Annotated in this window: 23 protein-coding genes and 1 riboswitch; of the genes, 15 read left to right on the top strand and 8 right to left on the bottom strand. The window is 66.2% G+C overall.

Features of this window, described 5'->3' with window-relative positions:
• Positions 1 to 73: 73 nt before the first annotated feature.
• Positions 74 to 919 (top strand): PHP domain-containing protein, encoded by an 846-nt coding sequence (locus tag L0B83_RS03615; RefSeq protein WP_234757051.1) that lies wholly within the window; start codon positions 74 to 76, stop codon positions 917 to 919.
• Here the strand turns inward: L0B83_RS03615 and L0B83_RS03610 are convergent.
• From L0B83_RS03610 to thiE, 4 genes are all read right to left on the bottom strand, one after another.
• Complete coding sequence (locus tag L0B83_RS03610) at positions 916 to 1779, bottom strand: DNA-methyltransferase (RefSeq protein ID WP_234757050.1); 864 nt, start codon at positions 1777 to 1779, stop codon at positions 916 to 918. The genes L0B83_RS03615 and L0B83_RS03610 overlap by 4 nt on opposite strands.
• A gap of 8 nt (positions 1780 to 1787) precedes the next feature.
• Complete coding sequence (locus tag L0B83_RS03605) at positions 1788 to 3494, bottom strand: DEAD/DEAH box helicase (protein ID WP_234757049.1); 1707 nt, start codon at positions 3492 to 3494, stop codon at positions 1788 to 1790.
• Positions 3495 to 3780: 286 nt separating this feature from the next.
• Positions 3781 to 5286: an RNB domain-containing ribonuclease gene (locus tag L0B83_RS03600; RefSeq protein WP_234757048.1), complete on the bottom strand. Its 1506-nt coding sequence runs from the start codon at positions 5284 to 5286 to the stop codon at positions 3781 to 3783.
• Positions 5287 to 5323: 37 nt separating this feature from the next.
• Positions 5324 to 6013 (bottom strand): thiamine phosphate synthase, encoded by a 690-nt coding sequence (gene thiE / locus L0B83_RS03595; protein WP_234757047.1) that lies wholly within the window; start codon positions 6011 to 6013, stop codon positions 5324 to 5326.
• 26 nt (positions 6014 to 6039) lie between these two features.
• Positions 6040 to 6159, top strand: a riboswitch (TPP riboswitch).
• On the opposite strand from thiE, the gene thiO reads away from it, so the two are divergent.
• From thiO to L0B83_RS03575, 4 genes are all read left to right on the top strand, one after another.
• A complete protein-coding gene (gene thiO / locus L0B83_RS03590) occupies positions 6151 to 7452 on the top strand; it encodes a glycine oxidase ThiO (RefSeq protein WP_234757046.1) in 1302 nt (433 codons plus the stop codon). It overlaps the preceding riboswitch by 9 nt.
• Positions 7449 to 7685 carry a sulfur carrier protein ThiS gene (gene thiS / locus L0B83_RS03585; protein WP_234757045.1) on the top strand — a complete coding sequence of 79 codons (237 nt, stop codon included), beginning with the start codon at positions 7449 to 7451 and terminating at the stop codon, positions 7683 to 7685. The genes thiO and thiS overlap by 4 nt, the downstream gene beginning before the upstream one ends.
• Positions 7686 to 7688: 3 nt before the next feature.
• The gene (locus tag L0B83_RS03580; protein ID WP_234757044.1) at positions 7689 to 8486 is read left to right on the top strand and encodes a thiazole synthase; all 798 of its coding nucleotides are present in this window, start codon (positions 7689 to 7691) and stop codon (positions 8484 to 8486) included.
• Positions 8487 to 8547: 61 nt separating this feature from the next.
• Positions 8548 to 8880 carry a 4a-hydroxytetrahydrobiopterin dehydratase gene (locus tag L0B83_RS03575; protein ID WP_234757043.1) on the top strand — a complete coding sequence of 111 codons (333 nt, stop codon included), beginning with the start codon at positions 8548 to 8550 and terminating at the stop codon, positions 8878 to 8880.
• 69 nt (positions 8881 to 8949) lie between these two features.
• Here L0B83_RS03575 and L0B83_RS03570 read toward each other — a convergent pair whose 3' ends face one another.
• The 3 genes from L0B83_RS03570 to L0B83_RS03560 are packed head-to-tail and all read right to left on the bottom strand — an operon-like array spanning position 8950 to position 10219.
• Positions 8950 to 9252: a hypothetical protein gene (locus tag L0B83_RS03570; RefSeq protein ID WP_234757042.1), complete on the bottom strand. Its 303-nt coding sequence runs from the start codon at positions 9250 to 9252 to the stop codon at positions 8950 to 8952.
• Between the two features lie 35 nt (positions 9253 to 9287).
• Complete coding sequence (locus L0B83_RS03565; RefSeq protein WP_234757041.1) at positions 9288 to 9512, bottom strand: DUF3107 domain-containing protein; 225 nt, start codon at positions 9510 to 9512, stop codon at positions 9288 to 9290.
• Positions 9513 to 9562: 50 nt separating this feature from the next.
• Entirely contained in the window at positions 9563 to 10219 is a 657-nt protein-coding gene (locus L0B83_RS03560) for a TetR/AcrR family transcriptional regulator (RefSeq protein WP_372461130.1), read from the bottom strand.
• An 85-nt stretch (positions 10220 to 10304) separates the two neighbouring features.
• Here L0B83_RS03560 and moeB point away from each other — a divergent pair, with 85 nt between their 5' ends.
• A complete protein-coding gene (gene moeB, locus L0B83_RS03555) occupies positions 10305 to 11516 on the top strand; it encodes a molybdopterin-synthase adenylyltransferase MoeB (protein WP_234757040.1) in 1212 nt (403 codons plus the stop codon).
• Between the two features lie 34 nt (positions 11517 to 11550).
• Positions 11551 to 12543: an SDR family NAD(P)-dependent oxidoreductase gene (locus L0B83_RS03550; protein WP_234757039.1), complete on the top strand. Its 993-nt coding sequence runs from the start codon at positions 11551 to 11553 to the stop codon at positions 12541 to 12543.
• Positions 12544 to 13016: 473 nt separating this feature from the next.
• Here the strand turns inward: L0B83_RS03550 and L0B83_RS03545 are convergent, their stop codons facing one another.
• Positions 13017 to 14345, bottom strand: a complete 1329-nt coding sequence (locus tag L0B83_RS03545; protein WP_234757038.1) for a glutamyl-tRNA reductase — start codon at positions 14343 to 14345, stop codon at positions 13017 to 13019.
• Between the two features lie 148 nt (positions 14346 to 14493).
• Here L0B83_RS03545 and hemE point away from each other — a divergent pair, with 148 nt between their 5' ends.
• The 8 genes from hemE (at position 14494) to L0B83_RS03505 (ending at position 23042) form a co-directional block, all read left to right on the top strand.
• Complete coding sequence (hemE, locus tag L0B83_RS03540; RefSeq protein WP_234757037.1) at positions 14494 to 15618, top strand: uroporphyrinogen decarboxylase; 1125 nt, start codon at positions 14494 to 14496, stop codon at positions 15616 to 15618.
• Between the two features lie 5 nt (positions 15619 to 15623).
• Positions 15624 to 17063: a protoporphyrinogen oxidase gene (gene hemG, locus L0B83_RS03535; RefSeq protein WP_234757035.1), complete on the top strand. Its 1440-nt coding sequence runs from the start codon at positions 15624 to 15626 to the stop codon at positions 17061 to 17063.
• 72 nt (positions 17064 to 17135) lie between these two features.
• Positions 17136 to 17837, top strand: a complete 702-nt coding sequence (gene hemQ, locus L0B83_RS03530; RefSeq protein WP_234757032.1) for a hydrogen peroxide-dependent heme synthase — start codon at positions 17136 to 17138, stop codon at positions 17835 to 17837.
• Positions 17838 to 17902: 65 nt separating this feature from the next.
• The gene (locus L0B83_RS03525; protein WP_234757206.1) at positions 17903 to 19078 is read left to right on the top strand and encodes a ferrochelatase; all 1176 of its coding nucleotides are present in this window, start codon (positions 17903 to 17905) and stop codon (positions 19076 to 19078) included.
• Positions 19075 to 20076, top strand: a complete 1002-nt coding sequence (hemC, locus tag L0B83_RS03520) for a hydroxymethylbilane synthase (RefSeq protein ID WP_234757030.1) — start codon at positions 19075 to 19077, stop codon at positions 20074 to 20076. The genes L0B83_RS03525 and hemC overlap by 4 nt, the downstream gene beginning before the upstream one ends.
• A gap of 19 nt (positions 20077 to 20095) precedes the next feature.
• Positions 20096 to 20989, top strand: a complete 894-nt coding sequence (locus L0B83_RS03515; RefSeq protein WP_234757028.1) for a uroporphyrinogen-III synthase — start codon at positions 20096 to 20098, stop codon at positions 20987 to 20989.
• Entirely contained in the window at positions 20986 to 21966 is a 981-nt protein-coding gene (gene hemB / locus L0B83_RS03510) for a porphobilinogen synthase (protein ID WP_234757026.1), read from the top strand. Before L0B83_RS03515 ends, hemB begins: the two co-directional genes overlap by 4 nt.
• Complete coding sequence (locus tag L0B83_RS03505; protein WP_234757024.1) at positions 21966 to 23042, top strand: LLM class flavin-dependent oxidoreductase; 1077 nt, start codon at positions 21966 to 21968, stop codon at positions 23040 to 23042. Before hemB ends, L0B83_RS03505 begins: the two co-directional genes overlap by 1 nt.
• The last annotated feature ends 19 nt before the right edge of the window (positions 23043 to 23061 follow it).

Raw genomic sequence — 23061 nt, 5'->3', positions numbered from 1 at the left:
TAGTCCCATCAAGGCAGACACTAGGCCAACGCTGAAACGGTCCAAGCTGTCTCGGATCAAATAGGCTTGGAAAGTGAAGATCGACCTGCACGCGCACTCCAACGTTTCCGACGGAACCGAGGCTCCCGCGGGAGTGATCGCTTCCGCGTCCGCGGCGGGCCTGGATGTCGTGGCACTGACCGACCATGACGCCACCGACGGTTGGGAGCAGGCCTCCGCGGCTGCCCTCGAACTCGGGATGGCTTTCGTGCCGGGGATAGAGATTTCGTGCCGCACGCAGGAGGGGATCAGCGTGCACCTGCTCAGTTATCTCCACGACCCCGCACACCCCGGCCTGCTCGAGGAAATCACCAAGGCGAAGGACGCGCGGCTCACCCGCGCCAAACGGATGGTTACGCTCCTGGCCGAGGATTACCCCTTGAGCTGGGACGATGTCATCCACCATGTGGCTCCGGGCGCAACGGTGGGCCGGCCCCACATCGCGGACGCCCTTGTAGCTGCCGGTGCGGTAGCGAGCCGCTCCGAGGCGTTCACCGCGATCCTGACTTCGCACTCGCGCTATTTCGTGCAGCACTACGCACCGGACCCGGCGCTCGCCGTCGAACTCGTCCGGGCTGCGGGCGGGGTCCCCGTCTTCGCCCATCCGGTGGCGTCGGCCCGCGGCCGCGTGGTCGGGGAACGGACGTACTTGGAAATGATCGACGCAGGGCTGCTGGGCCTGGAAGTGGAGCACCGCGACAATCCCGAGGAAGGCCGGGTGTTTTTGCGCCGCCTGGCTGCAGAGCATGGCTTGTTGATGACGGGTTCGTCCGACTACCACGGGACGGGCAAGCCCAACGTGCTCGGGGAGAACCTGACGTCCCCCGATGTCCTGGCCCGTATCGAGGAACTGGGCACGGGGAGTTCGGTGGTCCGCTAGTTGGGGTAGAAAGTGGCCTTGCCCTCCAGGCGCCTGCGCATCACGTCGATAGCCGGGGCGTTCTGGTCCACGCACACAAACTTGCGCCCGAGCTTGGATGCCACTGACCCGAGTGTTCCCGAGCCGGCAAAGAAGTCGAGGCACCAGTCTCCCGGCCTGCTGGATGCGGTGACGATCCGCCGGACGAGGCCCTCAGGCTTTTGCGTGGGGTAGCCGGTCTTTTCCTTGCCGGTCGGGGAGACGATGGTGTGCCACCATACGTCCGTTGGGAGCTTTCCCAGTTCGCGCTTGGCCGGAGTCACGAGGCCCGGCGCCATGTACGGCTCACGGTCGACCTCGGCGTTGTCGAAATGGTACTTGGCGGGGTTCTTGACGTACACGAGGATATTGTCGTGCTTCGTGGGCCAGCGGTTCTTGGCGCGTGCGCCATAGTCGTAGGCCCAGATGATCTCGTTCAGGAAACACTCCCGGCCGAAGATCGAGTCCAGCATGACCTTGGCGTAGTGCACTTCGCGGTAGTCGAGGTGCAGGTACAGGGTGCCATCGTCCGCGAGGAGGCGCCAGGCTTCCACAAGCCTGGGTTCAAGGAACGACCAGTAGTCGCTGAACGCGTCATCGTAACGGTGCAGGGCGCCCTTGATGGTGTCATACGAGCGTCCCTTGAAGCCGACGCGGTCGCCCTCGCCCTCGGCGTTGCGGACCATGCGCATTTCCTGGCGGCTCTGGACGCGGCCCGTGTTGAAGGGCGGGTCCACATAGATCAGTGTGAAGGCGCCGTCCGGCAGCGTCGGGAGGAAAAGCGCGTTGTCCGCGTGAACCACCAGGTTGCCGCCGTCCGGCGCCCAAACAGTGTCAATCATCGAGGCCGTTAAGCCTCAGTGCTCTCGGTGGAACCACCGGAGGAGGTCACCACTTCGCCGTTGCGGCGGCGGGTGCGGGAACGGCGTGCGCGGGCCGGCTTGTCCGCGCCCTCGCCGGACTGTGGCTCGGCAGTCTGGGCCGTTGCCTCAGCGGGGGCTGCTTCGCCTTCCGAGGTACGACGGCGGCGCGTGCGGTTGCGTCCGCCCTCACCATCGCCGTCGCGGGCCGGAGCGTCGCCCGACTTGGGACGGCGGCGTGCGCCCTCGCGCCCGCCCTCACGACCGCCGTCGCGGCCGGAGCGTCCACGACCGGAACCGCCGCCGGAGCGGGAGTTCTTCTTGCCGGTCTCGCCAAGATCCTCCAGGACCTCGGCGTCGACGCCCGCCAGTGTGCGCTGGTTCCGGGGCAGGCGGCCCTTGGTGCCTTCCGGGATGTCGAGGTCCGTGTACAGGTGCGGAGAAGAAGAGTAGGTTTCAACGGGCTCGGGGACGTTGAGGCCCAGGGCTTTGTTGATCAGCGCCCAACGGGGAACTTCGTCCCAGTCGACGAAGGTCACGGCAGTGCCTTTGTTACCTGCGCGACCAGTGCGGCCGACGCGGTGCAGGTAGATCTTCTCGTCTTCGACGCACTGGTAGTTGATGACGTGGGTGACATCTTCGACGTCGATACCGCGGGCCGCGACGTCGGTCGCCACCAGGACATCGACCTTGTTGTTGCGGAAGGCCCGCAGCGCCTGTTCACGGGCACCCTGTCCGAGGTCGCCGTGGATGGCTGCCGCGGCGAATCCGCGATCCACCAGTTCTTCGGCCACTTTCGCTGCGGTCCGTTTGGTCTTGGTAAAGATGATGGTCCGGCCACGGCCGCGGGACTGGAGGATGCGGGCCACCACTTCAGTCTTGTCCATGCTGTGGGCCCGGTAGATGAGCTGGCGGATATCGCGCTTGGTCAGGCCTTCGTCGTTCGGGTCCGCCGCCCGGATGTGCGTGGGCTGTGTCATGTAGCGCCGGGCCATGGCGATAACCGGGCCGGGCATGGTCGCGGAGAAGAGCAGCGTCTGGCGCACCGCCGGCGTCGCGGCGATGAGGGTCTCCACATCGGGGAGGAATCCGAGGTCGAGCATCTCGTCTGCTTCGTCGAGAACCACGATCTTGACGTTTTTGAGGCTCAAGTGGCGCTGCTTGTAAAGGTCGATCAAGCGGCCGGGAGTACCGACAACCACTTCGACGCCCTTTTGCAGCGCTTCGATCTGGGGCTCGTAGGCGCGTCCACCGTAGATCGTGGCGATGCGCGCGTTGCGCTTGCGGGATGCCGTCTGGAGGTCGTTGGCCACCTGGACGGCGAGCTCGCGCGTGGGGACGATCACCAGGGCCTGGGGGGCGCCGGGGACGGCAAGCTTGTCGAAACCATCGTCGCCGGGCCCCACTACGCGCTGCAGCGCGGGAATGCCGAAACCGAGTGTCTTTCCGGTACCGGTCTTGGCCTGGCCGATGATGTCGTGACCACCCAAGGCCACCGGGAGGGTCATGGCCTGGATGGGGAAGGGGTGGGTGATTCCGGCGTCGGCGAGGGACTCGACGATGTCGGCGCGGACGTTGTAGTCGGCGAAGGACTTCTCTGCGATCTCGTGGGGTGTTTCGTCCGAGGAGATGGTTTCCTCGGGTTCGATCGTCTCGGTTCCGTCTGTCAGAACTTCATGGGTGTGCAATTCACTCACTGGGAGTTTCCTTATTCATTTGGGCTGCGCTGCGTGCTCAACGGTTGTGGCAGGGCCGTTCCGGAGCACGGATGGGCGCAAGCAAATCCAGTGGAAGCCGATCGCGGGCTATCTGAATACTGGCACTGGGGACCAGCAGGTGTATCTCAAGATCGCGTAGGGGCGGGCTTGTTGATGTCAAAAAATTAACTGAATCAACGACCGGGCATCCATTACTACTCACACAGTCTAGCGGCTGGGGGCAATAAATCCCGGATCGCGGCCTTATGCCCGTAAACGGCTGCGGTTAGGAGAGCAGTTCGAAGGTGACCCGGCGCGTGGGAATGTGCGCGTCAAGCAGTTTCACGCGGACTTTCGTGCCGGACTCCATTTCGCCATCGCAGCGGGCTGTGACGGCCGGCTCGGCGATCTGGACGACCCCGTAAGGGCCGTGCGAGGTTCCGTTCCCGTTTCCGTTGCCGTTGATGTTGTTCCCGTTGCCGTTTCCGTTGTTCTTGGCCGGCTTCGACCCGGAAATGACCACGGCGTCGAACTCCTGCCCGATGTGGTTCACCAGGAGTGCCGCCTCCACGGTGTCCAAAGCGAGGCGCTCCATCCTGGCTGCAAGCTGGTCGGATGATGCCATGATCTCCGGCAGGCTCGGCAACGCATCCCGGGCCCATGCGGGTATCGCTGTTCCATTGCTCAGCGCTTCGCAGATGACCAGGACAAAACGGTCGACCAACCTGCGCAACGGGGCCGTGGTGTGGGCATACGGTGCCCCGATGGCGGACTGCATCACGCTTCCAGGTACTTCGCCGTCGAAAGGCGTATAGCCGGCGCCGCGGAAGAGCAGCCCCGCGGAATGGAGGATGGCCAATTGCCGGGGGTCCTTGCCGTCGAGGGTCCGCAGGTATTCGCCGTAGCTGGTGCCCTCGGTCCATGGCTTGCCGAGTGCCGCGGCCTGCCGTTTGAAGTGGAGCAGCGAGCGCTCATCGGGGGCGGGCATCGTGCGCAGGATTCCGACTTTGCCCTCGAGCATCAGCCGGGCGGCGGCCATCCCGGTCATGAGCGACATCTGGGCGTTCCAGTCCTCCACCGGGAGGGAGGGAGCTGCGACGATCCTGTAGCCACCGCCGTCGGGCAGTTGGACGATTTCCTGTTCCGGCATGTTCAAGCTCGCTCCGCCGCGGCGGCGCTCGAGTTCCACCCGCTTGAGGCCGACTTCCTTGAGCAACTGCAGGACGGGATCAGCTGTGCCGGAATCGATCGCCGACTGGACGCCCTTGTAGTCGAGCTTGGCGCGGCTGCGCACCGTTGCCCGGCGGACCGAGACGCTGCGGAACTCCGCTTCCGCATCGAGTTCGAAGTCCCACACGAACGCGCCGCAGTCCTGGCCAGCCAGGAGGCTTCCGGCGTGCTCGCTGATGATCTCGGGGTGCAGCGGTATGCGGCCGTCAGGGGCGTAGTACGTTTGCCCGCGGTGGCGGGTCTCGGCGTCGAGCGCTCCGCCGGGTGGCACAAAGGAAGGCACATCGGAGATGGCGTAGAGGACCCGGTAACCGTCGCCGTCCCGGTCAATGAAGAGGGCCTGGTCGAGGTCGGTTGAAGCGGGCGGGTCGATCGTGATGAACGGAACGTCCGTGAGGTCCTGTGCCGGAAGCGTGTGACTGGAAACCGCGGCTTCTGCGTCGCGCAGCGCTTCAGCCGGATAACCCGCGGGCAGTTCGAGTTCAGTCCGAAGCGCCGCCAGCGCTGCCGCGAGCTGGTTCGACGTCTCACTGACGTTCGGGGCTATCCGCTGATGTGACACGAAAGTCAGGGTAACTCCAAATCCTCCCGGCGTCTCGCTAGGCCGCCGCTGCGTCCAAAGCGGCCAGGAGCGCCCGTGCCGCCGCCGTCGGATCCTCCGCATCGGTGATGGCGCGGACCACCACGATGCGGCTCGCGCCGGCCCTGACCACTTCCTCCACGTTGCCGAGATCGATGCCGCCGATCGCGAACCAAGGGAGCACGACCCCGCCGACGGTCTCTTCGTCCGCACGCTTCACCGCATTGGCGGCGTACTTCACCAGATCAAGCCCGACGGCGGAACGTCCAGGCTTGGTGGGCGTGGCCCACACCGGCCCGACGCAGAAGTAGTCCAGGCCGCTGCGGCCGGGCGACGCGGCGATGGCAGCGTCGATCTGTTCCGGAGTGTGCGTGGAGAGCCCGATGATGGTGGGGTCGTGAAGCAGCTTCCGGGCGGAGCGCAGCGGAAGGTCCTTTTGGCCGATGTGGAACACCGGTGCGCCGGACAGGGACGCTATGTCCGCGCGGTCATTGACTGCCCAGAGCCGTCCGTGGCGGTGCGCCACGGACTGCAGGATCTCCAGCAGCTCCAGTTCCTCAGCCGCTTCGATCGTCTTGTCACGCAGCTGGATGATGTCCACTCCGCCCTCGAACGCGGCATCGACAAATTGCTCAAAGTCGCCCTGTTGCTTGCGGGCGTCCGTGCAAAGGTACAGGCGGGCAGTGGTGTGGACATCGTGCTGGGTCATGGAAACAGACTAGTTCCTCTAAACTGGGCTGGTACCGCGGGAGCTGCGGCGGCGGTCACATTCGCCGCGCGGCTGAGAGGGCTTCAGCGCCGACCGCTTGACCTGATCCGGCTAGTACCGGCGTAGGGAAGGACTCCATGAACGAAATAAGTACCCGGCACCGGCCCCTGCGTGCCGACGTGGCGGTCATCGGGGGCGGCGTCATTGGCTTGGGCATCGCATGGGAAGCCCGAAGGTCCGGCCGCTCCGTTGCCTTGATCGATCCCGCACCGGCGAGCGGCGCAACGTTCGCGGCGGCCGGCATGTTGGCACCCGTCAGCGAATTGCACTACCAGGAAGAGGACCTCCTGGAGCTCATGCTCGAATCGGCGGCCTTGTGGCCGGAATTCGAACGCAATGTGACCGGGCCACGCGCCGGACGCAGCACGGGATACCGTACGACGCCGACCCTCGCCGTCGGTGCGGACGCTGCGGACCGCCGTGCGCTCGCGGACCTCCGGGACGTCCAGCTGGCCCATGGGCTGGTGGTGGAATCCGTGCCGTTGCGCGAAGCACGTGAGCGCGAGCCGCTTTTGAGCCCGCAGATTTCCTGCGCCTTCGACATTCCGGGCGACCACCAAGTGGATCCGCGCCGGCTCTCGGCCGCCATCCTGGGCGCCCTGGCGGACCACCAGCCCGGGGATTCGAGCTGGATTGCGGGGGCCGAGGGCGGTTTCGCGGTCCGCGACACTGCGTCGGGCCTCCTCTGGGAGGACGGGCGCGTCGTCGGGGTGCGGCTCGGCTCAGGCAGCGAAGTGCTTGCCACCGAAACAGTTGTCGCCAACGGGCTGGATGCTTCCCGCTTGAACGGCCTTCCGGATGGATTGGCACTCCCGTTGCGTCCGGTGTACGGCGACATCCTGCGCCTGCGGGTGCCGGGCCACCTGCAACCCCTGGTCACGGCCACGGTCCGTGGAATAGTGCGCGGCGTGCCTGTGTACATCGTCCCCCGCGACGACGGGACCGTGGTGATCGGCGCAACGCAACGTGAGGACAACTTGGCGGCTTCCGCGGGAGCAGCCAATCCGGTGTCCGCCGGCGGTGTCTACCAGTTGCTGCGCGACGCCCAGGTACTGGTTCCGGCTGTGGCCGAACTGGAACTCATGGAAGCAACTGCCCGTGCCCGCCCGGGCACTCCGGACAACGCACCGCTGCTCGGCCGCGTGGAAGGCTCCGAAGGAACGGTACCCGGCCTCCTCGTGGCCAGCGGCTTCTTCCGCCACGGAGTGCTCCTGACTCCGGCAGCGGCGAGAATCAGCGTCGGACTCATGGATGGCACGGCGGACCCCCGGTGGAACAAATTCCGTCCGGACCGCTTCTCCGGCCAGCCCTCGGCAGCAAGGACCCCCACAGACGGCCCGTCGGCCGATACCCTAGCCCATTCGAAGGACCACGCATGAAGATCAAATTGAACGGCGAAGACCACACCCTGAGCAACGGAGCTTCCGTCACCACGCTCGTCAGCCACATCACGGGACGAGACGTGGACTCCAAGGGCCAGGCGGCCGACGGACGCAAGATCGGCGTCGCCGTCGCACGCAATTCCGAAGTGGTGCCCCGCAGCCAGTGGGCTGCCACCGCGCTCGCAGAAGGCGACGAACTCGAAATCGTCACCGCAGTACAGGGAGGCTGAACCATGACCACAGCAAGCACCCAGACCGTTGCCGACGGCCTGGTCATCGACGGCGTCGAGTTCGGTTCGCGCCTCATCATGGGTACCGGCGGAGCGCCCAGCCTGGACGGCCTGGGGGCAGCCTTGCTGGCTTCCGGCACCGAACTCACCACGGTCGCCATGCGCCGGTATTCTCCGACGGAAACCGGTTCGCTGTTCCAGTTGCTCGTAGACCACGGCATCCGTGTCCTGCCCAACACGGCCGGCTGTTTTACCGCCAAAGATGCCGTCATGACGGCCGAGCTTGCCCGGGAGGCCTTGGAAACGGACTGGGTGAAGCTCGAGGTCATCGCCGACGAACAGACCCTGCTGCCCGACGCGGTGGAGCTGGTGGATGCCACGGAGAAACTCGTGGACCGCGGCTTTAAGGTCTTCGCTTACACGAACGACGACCCTGTACTGGCGCTTCGCCTGGAAAACCTCGGCGCAACCGCGGTGATGCCCTTGGGCGCGCCCATCGGCACCGGCCTGGGAATCCTGAATCCCCACAACATCGAGCTGATTGTGTCCCGCGCTTCGGTGCCGGTAGTGCTCGACGCCGGCATCGGCACCGCGTCCGACGCCGCACTGGCCATGGAGCTGGGCTGCGATGCCGTGCTGCTGGCCACCGCGGTGACGCGTGCGCAGAACCCGGTGCAGATGGGGGAGGCCTTCAAACACGCGGTCATCGCCGGTAGGCTGGCGAAGCAGGCGGGCCGCATTCCGCGGCGGGAACATGCCCTGGCCTCCTCGGCCATGGAAGGCCGGGCCGAGTTCCTCTAGCGGCCGTCAGTGGCCGGCCTGGCGATTCCTGCGAAGATTCCGCGTCTGTGAAGGAGCCCCGATGGCCGGCAAGGATGACATTCTCACCGGGTCAGCTATCGACGACGCCCTGGCGGCGCTGCCCGGCTGGCAGTACCGCCAAGGTGCCCTCGTTGCCGTCTATAAATGCCCGACGTCCGCTGCCGCGCTGGAGTTGATTGCCGCCGTCGGGCGCATCGCCGAGCAGCAAAACCATCACCCGGACCTGGACTGGCGCTACAACCGGGTGATCATCCGCTATGTGTCGCATGACGCCGGGAGCGAGGTGACCCGGCGCGATGTCAAAGCCGCCACGAGCGCAAGCGGAGCTGCTGCGGCGGTGGGGGCTACGGCCGAACCGGTAACCTCAACCTGAGCCGGCCGGCGGGCAGCCGGCGCCGTGGCGCTGGCTAGAGCCCGGTGCCGGCTAGAGCCCCGGCGCCGGTTAGAGCCGCAGGATCGCGGTCAGCTGGGCGGTGTCGTGCCGCTTCCGGCGGCGGCCCAGGAAGTAGGACGCCACCGCAGCCGCGACGGTTCCTAAGATGATGGGCAGGACCCATGGAATCCACGTCAAGCCGGGCTGGTAGCCAAAGCCGAGTTGGATGAAAATTATCCAACTCAGCATGGCGACGGCCACGGAAACGCCCGCGGGCAGGGTGATTCCGTACGTTCCACGGCGTTTGTCGTTTCCCCAGACAATGAAGCCTGAAGCGATGGTGGCTAGCGCCACGATGACAAGTGAGAGCATGTGGACTCCTGGCTCAGTGGTCTTCTGCGTGTTGCTTAGAGAGCGCCGAAGCCGACCCTGCGTACTTCCTCGGCGCCGATTTCCACGTACCCGAGGGCGCTGCCGGGCACGATGACCTGGCGGCCTTTTTCGTCGGCCAGACGCAGGTCCGTGCCATTGGCAATCGCATCGCTCACGATTTTCGCAACAGCCTCGGCATCCAGTGCGGACTCCAGCGCGATCTCACGGCCAACGTTCTGAATGCCGATCTTTACTTCCACAGCAGGGCCTCCCAGCCAATCAAGAATTTACTCAGTCCTTTATTTCTAGCCTAGGACTCTTTCGGGAATCGACTGATTCCGCGCCAAGCTAAACGGTAGATCAGGTCGCTGGCGACATCGAGGTCCAAATCGCCGTCGGTTTCGAGCCAGTACCTGGCGCTGACCTGTGCCATTCCGGCCAGGCCCCGGCCCAGCAACTGGGCCTCCAGCGGCGGCAGCTTGGTGTCTTCCGCGATGACCTTGGCGACGGCGTCGGCGAAGGTCCGGTTGAAGGTCTCCAACCGGGAGCTGACATCAGGGTCGTTGATGAGGTCGGATTCGAAGACGAGCCGGTGGGCCTGGTCATCGGCCGCGATGAAACGGTAATAGGCGCGCATGACGGCCTGGACGCGCTCCTTGTTGTCCGTCGTCGAATTCAGTGCCGTGAGCATCTTTTCCGTGAGCATGGCCAAATGGCTGTCGAGGAGCGCCATGTAAAGCTCCCGTTTGGACGGGAAGTGTTGGTACAGCACCGGCTTGCTGACGTGGGCGGTCTCGGCGATTTCGTCCATCGCCGCGCCGTGGAAACCGTTGGCGACGAAGACCTCCAAAGCGGCGTTCAAGAGCTGGGCCCGGCGCTCATCGCGCGGCAGCCTCGCCGAGCGTGCGGAACCGGCCCGATCTTGCCTGACCTGTGCCTCCTGTTTGACACGTGCGCCCTCAGCCACTTGTCTGCCGCCTTTCCTTTGCAGTTATGACCACAATACTTCGCAGTAATGTGACCGGGCGCCAGCGGCAGGCATACTTTGGAGTATGGCCACTACTTCTGCTGCCCAAACGTTGCCGCCCTCTTCTTCGTCAACACTGCCGCCCCTTGTGGAACCGGCTGCTGAGCTGACCACCGAAGAGGTCGAACGTTACTCGCGCCACCTTATTATTCCCGAAATCGGCGCCACCGGGCAGCGTCGGCTCAAGAACGCAAAAGTTCTCGTGATCGGGGCAGGCGGGCTGGGCTCTCCGGCCTTGCTCTACCTGGCGGCCGCCGGCGTGGGAACCCTCGGAATCGTGGACGACGACAACGTCGACCTCAGCAACCTGCAACGCCAGATCATCCATGGCGTGGGCGACGTCGGACGGCCGAAGATCGAGTCGGCACGGGACGCCATCAAGGAACTCAATCCGCTCGTCAACGTTCAACTGCACAGCGTCCGCCTGGACTCCTCCAATGCGTTGGAGATTTTCTCCGGTTACGACCTCATCCTCGACGGCGCGGACAACTTCGCCACCCGGTACCTCGTCAACGATGCCGCCGCGATTCTCGGCAAACCGTATGTTTGGGGATCGATTTTCCGCTTCGACGGCCAGGTCAGCGTGTTCTGGGAAAAGCACGGACCCAGCTACCGCGATCTCTACCCGGAGGCCCCTCCTGCAGGCTCGGTTCCGTCCTGCGGCGAGGGCGGCGTGTTCGGCATGCTGTGCGCCGCCGTGGGGTCCCTTATGGTGACGGAGGCAGTCAAGCTGATCACCGGCGTCGGGCGCTCCATGCTGGGGCGAGTGGCGCTCTTCGACGCGCTCGGCGGCAGCTGGCGTGAAATCAAGGTTTCGAAGGATCCGGAGGCGGAACCGGTCACCGAATTGACCGATTACGAAGCCTTCTGCGGCATCACTCCGGCACCCGCCAAGGACTCCGTTCCGACCGTCACTGCCACCGAACTTTCGGAAATGCTCGGCGCCCGGGCGGCGGGGGAGCGCGACTTCGAACTGGTCGATGTCCGCGAGATCGGTGAACACGAGATTGTGAGCATCGACGGTTCGGTGCTCATCCCGCAAGGGCGCATCCTCGCCGGGGAGGCCTGGGCGGAGCTGCCGCAGGACAAGGACATCGTGTTCCACTGCAAGGCCGGCACCCGTTCCGCCGCGGTGCTCGCGGCCGCACAGCGCGCCGGCTACACGCGCGTCAGCCACCTCGACGGCGGGATCCTGGCTTGGGTTCACGACGTCGAGCCGGGCAAGCCGGTTTACTGAAACCCCACCACCGATACGCACGAAAGGTCCCGATATGAGCCAGGAATCCACGACCACGCCTCAAACTCCCATCGGATCGGGTTTCGGCCACGGCTCCACCGCAGCTGAGGTCATTGCCGGTTTGGACCTTCACGGCAAGACCGCGATTGTCACGGGCGGGTATTCGGGGCTTGGCCTGGAGACTGTCCGCGCATTGTCCTCCGCCGGAGCCCGGGTCACGGTGCCTGCCCGTCGTCCCGAACACGCGAGGGAAGTCCTTGCCGCGGCCGGCCTGGGACCTGAGCAAGTGGCCGTCGACGCTTTGGACCTGGCCGACCAGGACGCAGTGAAGGATTTCGCGGCACGTTTCCTGGAATCGAACCCGACCCTGGACATCCTGATCAACAACGCCGCCATCATGGCCAGCCCGGAAAAGCGTGTGGGTCCGGGATGGGAATCCCAGTTCGCCACCAACCACCTGGGCCACTTCACGCTCCTCAACGCTTTGTGGCCCGCCCTCGCGGCCGCGGGTTCGGCCCGCGTTGTGGCCTTGTCCTCCACCGGACACAAACTCTCGCCCATCCGTTTCGAGGACATCAACTTCGAGAACGGCTATGACAAATGGAAGGCCTATGGCCAGGCGAAGACGGCCAACGCCCTGTTCGCCGTCGAGCTTGACCGCCTGGGCCGCTCCTCCGGGGTGCGGGCGTTCGCCGTCCACCCCGGCGGCATCATGACCGAACTCCAGCGCTACCTGCCCCGCGAAGAGATGGTCGCGGCGGGCTGGATGGACGACGCGGGCAACGTCCGGGAGGGTTTCAAGACTCCGGAGCAGGGCGCCGCGACGTCCACGTGGGCAGCGACGTCGCCGGCATTGGAAGGCATGGGCGGGGTGTATTGCGAAGACTGCGACATCGCCAAGCCCACGGATCCGGGCTCCCCGCTCGCCCGGTACCAGGGAGTGGATGCGCACGCTGTGGACCCGGAAGCCGCAACGAGGCTGTGGGCCGTGTCAGCGCAAATGACGGGCGTCAACGCCTTCGCGTAGGACTGCGCGGTCCCGGTTCCGCGCCCGCCACCAAGGGATATGCCCCTCGTTGGTTCTGGGGATTGGACATATTGCTGTTATGTCCATTGCTGGTGGCCAAGGATGGGCATGCTCGTGGGGGGGTGGGTTGTCACGGGTTGGACATGCCCCTCGTTGGTCCTGGGGGTTGGACATATTGCTGTTCTGTCCATTGCTGGTGGCCAAGGATGGGCATGCTCGTGTGGGGGTGGGTTGTCACGGGTTGGACATGCCCCTCGTTGGTCCTGAGGGTTGGACATATTGCTGTTATGTCCATTGCTGGTGGCCAAGGATGGGCATGCTCGTGTGGGGGTGGGTTGTCACGGGTTGGACATGCCCCTCGTTGGTCCTGAGGGTTGGACATATTGCTGTTATGTCCCTTGCTGGTGGCCAAGGGAGGGCATGCTCGTGTGGGGGTGGGCAGCGCATCCCAGGCAGGGGCGGCGTCGAGGGGGCTACGCGCTTTCAGCCTGGCCAGGTGACTGGTGGTGGTCCACCGGGCACTCAGCTGCTGGTGCCGCAGGCGGTTGTTGCTCCACCTGGATGCCGTATAGGGCTTCGAGGGCGGCCACGTATTCGTCTTGCTGGCCGCTGGCGGCGAGTTCGCGTGCGCGGACCGTGGGGATGTGGAGCAGTTGCTTGACCATGCGGCGGAGCGCGAACTCGACCTCTTCGGCCGCGGCGGTGCAGCCGTGCCGGGCCCGGACCTTCTCCATCTCGGCGTCGAGCACGTTCATGGTGTGGCGACGAAGGGCCACGATGGCCGAGTCTACGGAGCGGGCTTCGCGCTCTTGCTCGAAGGCCTCAGCCGCGCCGGAAACAATGGTGCTTGCCTGTGCCAGCGACTCCGCTTGCTCCTGCGGCGCCGCGAGCCGCACCGATTCGAGCGTCAGGAGTTCGACGCCGTCGAGCTCGCCGACCGCGGGATCGAAGTCGTGGCTGAGCGCGAGGTCGATCGCGATGAGCGGCTGCGTGGACGCAGCCCGGACCCTTGCAAGCTCGGAAGCCTCAACGCGGGTGTCCGATCCGCTGCAACCGATCATGACATCGGCGGCTGCGACTGCGGCGGGAAGGGTTTCGGCGTCGAGCGCGGTCCCGCCGCGGGTCGCCACGAAAGCCTCGGCCCTGCCGGAAGACGAGTAGACAGAGACATCGGTGCAGCCGCGATCGCGAAGCAGCGACATCGTGGCGCCGGCATAGGCCCCCGTCCCGAAGACAACTACCTTCTTGGTGCTCCAGTCGGCATTCTCGGAGAGGTCGGTGGCGAGGTCCAGGGCAACGGAAACGATGGACAGGCCCCGCGAACCGAGGGCGGTTTGGGCTCCGACATCCTTGGCCGTCTTGGAGGCGGCCTGGAACAAGCGGACCAGCCCGGAACTCGCGGTTCCTTCGTGCTGGGCGGTGATGAGGGCCCGGCGCACTTGGCCGGCGATCTCGCGTTCGCCGACGACGGCGGAGTCCAGTCCGGCGCTGACGGCGAAGAGGTGCCTGCTGACCTCAGGACCGGTGTGCGTGGTGAAGGCGCGTGAGACGAGTTGCTCGTTGAGTCCGCTCAGGCCACTGATCTGCGTGACAAGCGCGGAGCGGGCAGCTTCGAGATTCTCGGCCTGCGGCGTTTCGCCGTAGATTTCGTAGCGGTTGCAGGTGGCGAGGACCACGGCGCCGGAGACAAGTTGGGAATCGGCCAGGGCGGACGAGGCAACCTCGGATGAACCGTTGCTCAACTGAGCGACGGTCTCGAGATCGATGTCGGCGTGTGTAGCCACCAATGAGAAAAGAACCACAGCAAAGCAATCATAGCTTTTTCGGTGCCCTGTAGAACAACGGACAGAGGTGCTTCTCCGCACTGTCAGGAGTGATGCCCGTCACCCGGGTTGGTGTGGGACAGGCTGTCGTTATCTTTTGGCCCGGATCTTCGGCACAATCGATGGCATGACTTCCAGTTCCGCACTGCCTCACTCTGTGCCGGTCGACGGCGTTTCCGGCACCGCCCCGAGCCTCGATGCGAGCCACCCGCTCATGGATGGCCGCACCGCCGACTCCCCGCTGATCCAGGCGTACCGCGGAGGCAAGCCGTCCCGCCGTCCGGTGTGGTTCATGCGACAGGCCGGCCGCTCGTTGCCGGAATACCTGAAAGTCCGTGAAGGCGTCGCGATGCTGGATTCCTGCCTCCGGCCCGAACTCGCCTCCGAGATCACCCTGCAGCCCGTGCGCCGCCACGGCGTCGATGCCGCCATCTTCTTCTCCGACATCGTGATCCCGCTCAAGCTGGCGGGCGTTGGCGTGGACATCGTCCCCGGCGTCGGCCCGGTCCTTGACAAGCCCGTCCGCACCGCTGCCGACGTGGCCGCCCTGCCGCAACTGACGTGGGACGCCCTCGAGCCGATCCGTGAGGCCGTGCGGCTGACGGTGGCGGAGCTTGGCACTACGCCGTTGATCGGCTTCGCCGGTGCGCCGTTCACGCTCGCCGCATACATGGTGGAGGGCAAGCCTTCCCGGGACCACCTCGGCCCGCGCACCATGATGCACGCCGATCCGGAGACCTGGACGGCCCTGGCGAACTGGGCGGCCGACGCCTCCGGCATGTTCCTCCGGGCCCAGCTGGAAGCGGGAGCTTCCGCAGGGCAACTGTTCGACTCGTGGGCCGGTTCCCTTGGCTTGGCCGACTACGCCAAGTGCGTTGCACCCGCCTCGACCCGCGCCCTTGACCACGTCCGGCACCTCGGCGCGCCGCTGGTCCATTTCGGTACGGGAACGTCCGAGTTGCTCGTCGCCATGCGCGATGTCGGCGTGGACGTCGTCGGTGTGGACTACCGGCTGCCCCTTGACGAAGCAAACCGGCGGCTCGGCGGCACCGTGCCCTTGCAAGGCAACATTGATCCCGCGCTGCTCTCCGCGCCGTGGGAGGTCCTGGAAGCCCATGTGCGCGAGGTGATCGCCGCAGGTTCCGAAGCCCCGGGCCACGTCCTGAACCTGGGCCACGGCGTGCCCCCGGAGACGGACCCCGCGGTCCTCACCCGGGTCGTGGAACTCATCCACTCGATCCCGGCGGGTTAGCGGTCATGGGCCGCGGGCACACCCAGCCCGGCACCACCGCCGTCGTGGTAGGCGGCGGCATTTCCGGCCTGCTCGCCGCCCGGGAGCTGACCAAAGCCGGATTCGCCGTCACCGTGCTCGAAGCGAGCGACGCCTGGGGCGGTTGCGTTGGAAGCCACACGGTGGCCGGCCTTGAGCTGGACAGCGGAGCCGAGTCCTTCGCCACGCGCTCCACTGCCGTGGCCGATCTCGCCCGCGATCTCGGGCTCGGGGACAATATCGTGGCACCGCATCCCGGGGGTGCCTGGGTGCAGTTGCCGGACGGTGCGCAGGAACTGCCCAAGACCGGGGTGCTCGGAATTCCGGCGAACCCCTGGGATCCCGAAGTGCGGCGTTCCTTGGGCTTCGCCGGCTCCTTGCGGGCCTCGCTCGACCGCTATCTGCCCGCATCGTTGGGCACCTCCGCCGAGCTCACCAGCGTCTCCTCCTTGGTCCGGCTGCGGATGGGCAAACGGGTGCTGGAGCGGCTCGTCTCACCGGTGGTCGGGGGAGTGCATTCAGCCGACCCCGGACTGCTCGACGTCGACATGGTGGCTCCCGGCCTACGCGCGGCATTGCGCAAGCACGGTTCCTTGGCCGCGGCCGTGGCGAGCCAACGCGCAGCCGCCTCGCGGCAAAACGGAAGCGGAACGGCGAAGGCCGGATCCGCCGTCGGCGGCCTGAAAGGCGGGATGAACACCCTGGTCTCCGCCCTCGTGGCGGAGCTGCGCTCGCTGGGTGCCATCCTCGTCTCCGGCGCGCGGGTGGAGTCGATCTACCGCGGCGGGCGCGGCTGGCAGGTCTACGCCGCGGGCACAACGTACGACGCCGGGCGGCTGGTGGTGGCGCTTGACGGTCCGGCCGCTGTCGGGCTGCTCGAGGGGGCGCTTCCGGAGCTGTCCGCGTTGCGTCCCGCCGCGGGTCCCTTGGTGAGCCTGGTGACCTTGGTGGTGGACGTGCCCGAACTGGACTCCCGTCCGCGCGGCACCGGTATTCTCGTCGCTCCGCAAACCGCGGGCATCGAGGCGAAAGCGCTCACGCATGCCACGGCCAAATGGGACTGGCTCGCGCAAGAAGCCGGACCCGGAACCCACGTGCTGCGCCTGTCCTATGGGCGCGGCGAGGGCGCGGACCCCGCCTCATCCGCTGCCGCGCTCGATGACGACGCCCTGTTCGAGGCTGCGCTCCGCGACGCCTCGGCCTTGCTGACTGTGCCGATCGCTCGGGAGGACGTACTCGATTGGGACGTCGTCCGGTGGGCCGGCGCCTTGCCGTTCGCCGCTGTCGGTCACAAACTGCGCGTTGCCGAGGTGCGCCGCATCTGCGCCGGAGCCGACGGCCTGACCGTTGTGGGCGGCTGGCTAGCCGGAAACGGCCTGGCCGCGGTGGTTGCAGACACTGCTGCCCAAATCGAAGCGGTTTTGTGAGATGCACCACTTCTACGTCCTGTAGAAGTGGTGCATTTCGACTTAGCGGCATCGACGGGGCAGACTTGTACCATGAGCCACACTTCCGCCGAATCTGTCACTAAAACTGCTGAATCCGAAGAGCAGTTCTTTACGCTGTGGACCGTCTTCAAGCGGTCGGCCGATGTCACGCGCAGCGCCGACGCTGTCCAGGATTTCGAGAAGCTGGCTGCCAAGCTCGCCGAGGGCGGCGTGGTCCTCCGCGGGAGCTACGATGTCTCCGCCATGCGCTCCGACGCCGACGTCATGGTGTGGCTCCACGGCGCCAAGCCCGAGGCCCTCCAGCAGGCCGTCCGCGATATCCGCCGCAGCTCGCTCTTCGCCGGCACCGAGATCGTCTGGTCCGCGATGGGCGTCCACCGCGAAGCCGAATTCGCCAAGAACCACGTTCCCGCCTATGCCCGCGGCGTCGAGCCCAGCACCTGGCTGTGCGTCTACCCGTTCGTCCGCTCCTACGAGTGGTACATCCTGCCGGCTGAGGAGCGTGGAAAGATGCTGCGCGACCACGGGCTGCTCGGCCGCGACTTCCCTCAGGTCATCTCCAACACCGTGTCCTCCTTCGCCTTGGGCGACTGGGAGTGGATCCTCGGCCTGGAAGCACCCGAACTCGTTGACCTGGTGGACCTGATGCGTCACCTTCGGGCCACCGACGCCCGCAACCACGTCCGCGAGGAAATCCCGTTCTATACCGGGCGCCGCATCGCCGCCGCGGAGATCGCCGAGGTCCTCGCGTGAGCGGCCGCCACTCCGCCGGCCCGGTCAGCCTCACGGAGGTTAATGAGGTCACCGAGGCAGGACGCATGGCTCCCAAAGAGTACGACGCCGTCCTCCTCGCCTCCTTCGGCGGCCCCGAAGGCCAGGACGACGTCATTCCGTTCCTGCGCAACGTGACCCGTGGCCGCGGCATCCCGGATGAGCGTCTGGAAGAGGTGTCCCACCACTACCGCGCCTTTGGCGGTATCAGCCCCATCAACCAGCAAAACAGGGACCTCAAGGCCGCCCTTGAGGCGGAGTTGGCGTCGCGCGGCATCGACCTGCCCGTGCTGTGGGGTAACCGCAACTGGGATCCCTACATCCCGCAAACGCTCCAGGAAGCCTACGACGCCGGCCACCGCAAGCTGCTGATGGTCACCACGAGCGCGTACTCCTGTTACTCCAGCTGCCGCCAGTACCGCGAGGACATCGGGATCGCCCTGACCGAGACCGGCCTCGACGGCAAGCTCGAGGTGGACAAAGTCCGCCAGTACTTCGACCACCCCGGCTTCGTTGAACCCTTCGTGGAAGGTACTGCCGCAGGACTCGCGGAGGTCAAGGAGAAACTGGCGGCGGAAGGCCTCCAGGATGCTCCGGTGCACATCCTGTTTGCGACCCACTCCATTCCGACCCGTGACGCCGAGGCCGCCGGGCGTTCGGACGCCGAGCCCCGCGAGTTCGAGCAGGACTCGGCTTACGTCGCACAGCACCTGGCGGCGGGCGCCGAGGTGGTCCGCCGTGTTGAAGCCGAATCCGGGCTGACCGCACCTTGGTCCCTCGTGTACCAGTCCCGTTCCGGCGCCCCGCACATTCCGTGGCTTGAGCCGGACATCAACGACGCCATCGAGGAACTAGCCGGTCAGGGAATCAAAGGCGTCGTGATCGTTCCCCTCGGCTTCGTCTCCGACCACATGGAAGTGGCCTGGGACCTCGACACTGAGGCCCTGGAAACCTGCAAGAACCTCGGGCTCGCCGCCACCCGTGTTCCAACCCCGGGAACGCATCGCAAATTCGTCTCCGGGCTGGTGGACCTCATCTGCGAGCGGACTGTGGCCAATAACATCGCCGATCGGCCCGCCGTGACCGGTCTGGGGCCGTGGTACGACATCTGCCGTCCGGGCTGCTGCGCGAACTTCCGCGGCGAGAAGCCCACGATTGCCGGTGCGGACACCACAGTCGGCACCGGACATGATGCCTACCCCGCGGGAGAAGGCGCGAAATGACCGTACGGATCGGGACGCGCGCGAGCAAGCTCGCGCTCACCCAGAGCCAGCAGGCAGCCGACCAGCTGGCCGCCGTCGGGGGCTTCCCCGTGGAATTGGTTCGCATCAAGACCGAAGGCGATGTCAGGACGGGATCCCTGTCGCAGATGGGCGGCACCGGCGTGTTCGTCGCTGCCCTTCGTGACGCGCTGTTGGCGAACGCGTGCGACGTCGCGGTCCATTCGCTGAAGGACCTCCCGACGGGCGCCGCGCCCGGACTCACGATTGCCGCGACCCCCAAACGCGTCGACGTCCGCGACGCGCTCTGCGCCCGCGACGGACTCAAGCTGGCGGACCTTCCGGCAGGCGCAAAGGTCGGCACCGGATCGCCGCGCCGCGCCGCCCAGCTGCGCTCCGTCCGCCCGGATCTCGACGTCGTCGACATCCGCGGAAACGTGGACACCCGGCTGGGCCGTGTGCCGGGCCTCCGGGGGAACATCGACGACGCGCTGGTTCCCGGAAAGAGCGGCGACCTTGACGCCGTCGTCCTCGCGGCGGCAGGACTGGAACGGATCGGTAGGCTCGACGTCGTGACGGAGCTCTTCGACACCGACGTCATGCTTCCCGCCCCCGGACAGGGTTCGCTCGCGATCGAGTGCCGCACCGCTGACTCGGAGGGACAATCGGGGCCGGCCGAGGGTTCCGAAGGCGTGCTAGCCCAGGCCCTGGCCGCGCTCAATGACGAAGACACGCGGCTCGCCGTCACCGCGGAGCGGGCTGTCCTTGCCCGCCTCGAAGCCGGATGCGCTGCACCGGTGGGCGCCTACGCTTACCGCAAGGGCAGCATGCTCTACTTGGAAGCGGTAGTCTGTGCCGTGGACGGGAGCAAGTCGGTGCGTGAGAAAAAGGCCACCGACGGACTCACCGAAGTGGGGGCGACGTTGCTGGGGATTGAAGTCGCGGAGCTCCTGCTTGCCGCTGGTGCTGCGGACATCACAGATCTTGCGGCGTCCCGATAACCGGAGCCGACAGGAGACCATGGGACGGCACAGCGCGGCGAAAGCGGGTAAAGCCCGGGTCCTTGAAGGGGCCCGGATTCTTGTGACGCGCAGCCCGGATCGTGCCGCCCCGCTCGTCACTGCCCTCCGCGAAGCGGGCGCCGAGCCGCTCCTGTTGCCCTTGATCGACTTCGAGCGTGCCCGCGACCAGCATTCCCTCGAGGTCGCATTGGACGCCCTCCGAGCGGGAGCGTACGGCTGGCTGGTGGTCAGCAGCATCACCACGGTGCGCGCGCTGACGGAAAAGGCGGCCGAGCGTCGCTTGGAGCTGAAGGACCTGATTCCGGATTCCGTCCGGGTCGCGACGATCGGTCCGTCGAGCCGGCGCGTCCTTGAGGCGGAAGGGATTGCCGTGGACCTCGCACCGGAGGACGTCCAGTCGGCCGCCGGGCTCGTCTCCGTCTGGCCGGCAGGCCCGGCCAGCGTGTTGTTGCCCCAAGCGGACATCGCCGATGCGACGTTGGCGGACGGTATCGAAGCCAAGGGCGCCCTGGTCCAGGCACTGACGGCGTATCACACCGTGGACTATCCGGCGGCCCCCGAACGCCGGCTGACTGCCGCCTTGGCAGCAGCGAACGGGTGGCACGAGGGGAAGGAGCCCGCAGCTCCGGAGCTCACGCCGGAAGCCGCCAAGGCCGAGCTTTCCGGCGGCCGGCTCCACGCCGTCGTCGCCGCTTCGCCCAGTGCGGCCCGTCGCATTCACGCCTCACTGGCACCGCTGCATGATTGCCGGTTCATTGCGATCGGGCGCTCGACGGCGGCAGAGGCTCACGCTCTCGGCATCCCCGTTGCGGCAATCGCCAAGGAACCCACACCCGCCGGCATCGTGGCCGCCCTCTGCACCGTATTCGACACCGAAGGGAACGAAAGTTGAGCTTTCCAAACCACCGGCCCCGCCGGCTCCGCACCACCGCCGCCATCCGCCGGATGACCGCCGAACACCGGCTGGCGCCCGCGGACCTCATCCTGCCGGCCTTTATCCGCGAAGGACTCACCGAACCGGCCCCGCTCAGCTCGATGCCCGGCGTCGTGCAGCACACCACGGACTCGCTCAAGCGTGCCGCCGCCGAAGCCGTGGAACGGGGCGTCAGCGGAATCATGCTGTTCGGTGTCCCCGCGGTCCGTGATGCGCGGGGCACCGCCTCCCTGGATCCCGACGGCGTGCTGAACAAGGCCATACGCGACGTCCGCGCAGAAGTCGGCGACGACCTGGTGGTCATGGGCGACGTGTGCCTCGACGAATTCACCGACCACGGCCATTGCGGTGTCCTTGACGCCAACGGCTACGTGGACAACGACGCCACCCTCGAAATCTACGCCCAAATGGCGGTAGCGCAGGCCGACGCCGGTGCCCAGGTCCTGGGGCCGTCCGGGATGATGGACGGCCAGATCGCGGTGATTCGCCAGGCCCTTGAGGACGCCGGACACAAGAACACTGCGGTCATGGCCTATGCGGCAAAGTACGCCTCCGCCTTTTACGGCCCCTTCAGGGAAGCAGTGGATTCCCAGCTCAAGGGCGACCGCCGCACCTACCAGATGGACGCCGCCAACCGCCGGGAAGCCATCATCGAGGTGGAACTGGACCTCGAAGAGGGGGCGGACATGGTGATGGTCAAGCCGGCCATGAGCTACCTCGATATCCTCGCCGATGTCGCCGCCATGAGCCCTGTTCCCGTAGCGGCCTACCAAATCTCCGGTGAATACGCCATGATCGAAGCGGCCTCCGCGAACGGCTGGATCGATCGCCGGAGCGCCATCACAGAATCCGTGCTCGGCATCAAGCGGGCCGGTGCCAACATGGTGCTGACGTACTGGGCGTCAGAGCTTGCCGGCTGGCTTAAGGAGTCCTGATGACCGACGCCGCTTCCACGCCCACAGCCCCTGTCGGACCCAAGGAGATACTCCTCGGGCTGAATACTTTCGGTGACGCCGGGGTCGATGCCGAAGGCAACCCGAAACCCCACGCCCAGGTGCTGCGGGAGCTGTTGGCGGAAGCGGAACTGGCGGACGCCGTCGGGCTCCATGCTTTTGGGGTGGGGGAGCACCACCGGCGCGACTTCGCCGTCTCGGCGCCCGAAGTTTTCCTCGCCGCCGCGGCCGCACGGACATCGCGGATCAAACTCGGCTCGGCGGTCACCGTGCTCAGCTCCGATGACCCCATTAGGGTCTTCCAGCGCTTTTCCACAGTTGACGCGCTCTCCAACGGCCGGGCGGAAGTGATGTTGGGACGCGGCTCGTTCGTGGAATCGTTCCCGTTGTTCGGCTTGGACCTGGCGGACTACGAAGTCCTGTTCGAGGAGAAGCTGGAACTGTTCGACAAGGTCCGGGCCCAGAAGCCGGTGCATTGGGAAGGCCGCACCCGGCCGAACGTGAGCGGAATGAGCGTCTTTCCGCCGCTTGAACACCACCTGCTGCCCACATGGATCGGTGTGGGCGGTACTCCTGAGTCCGTATTGCGCTGCGCCCAATATGGCTACCCGATCATTTTCGCGATCATCGGCGGGGAACCGCGCCGCTTCGCCCCGCTCGTGGAGCTTTACCGCGAGGCAATGGAAAAATACGGGCAGCCCATGCAGCAAATTGCCACGCACTCGCCCGGCCATGTTGCCCCGACCGACGAAGAGGCCCGGGAGGAACTCTTCCCGCATTGGCTGGCCCAGCGCAACCGCATCGGCGCCGAGCGCGGCTGGGGACCGGCGAGCAGGGACGAGTTCGACGCAATGTGCGGACCCGAAGGAGCCCTGTATGTCGGATCCCCGGAAACGGTTGCCCGGAAGATCGTGTTGCTGAAGCGCAACCTCGGCGTGGACCGTTTCGACCTCAAATACAGCAACGGAACCCTGCCGCACGAATCCATGATGCGCTGCATCGAACTCTTCGGCACTGTGGTTGCCCCGCTGGTGGCCGAGCAGCTTGCCGGCGCTTGAGCCGTCATTCCGGCGCCTG

Origin of the sequence: Arthrobacter alkaliphilus, assembly GCF_021483235.1 — a bacterium.
GTDB classification, from domain to species: Bacteria; Actinomycetota; Actinomycetes; order Actinomycetales; family Micrococcaceae; genus Arthrobacter; species Arthrobacter alkaliphilus.
This window is presented reverse-complemented; position numbering and strand designations above follow the sequence as displayed.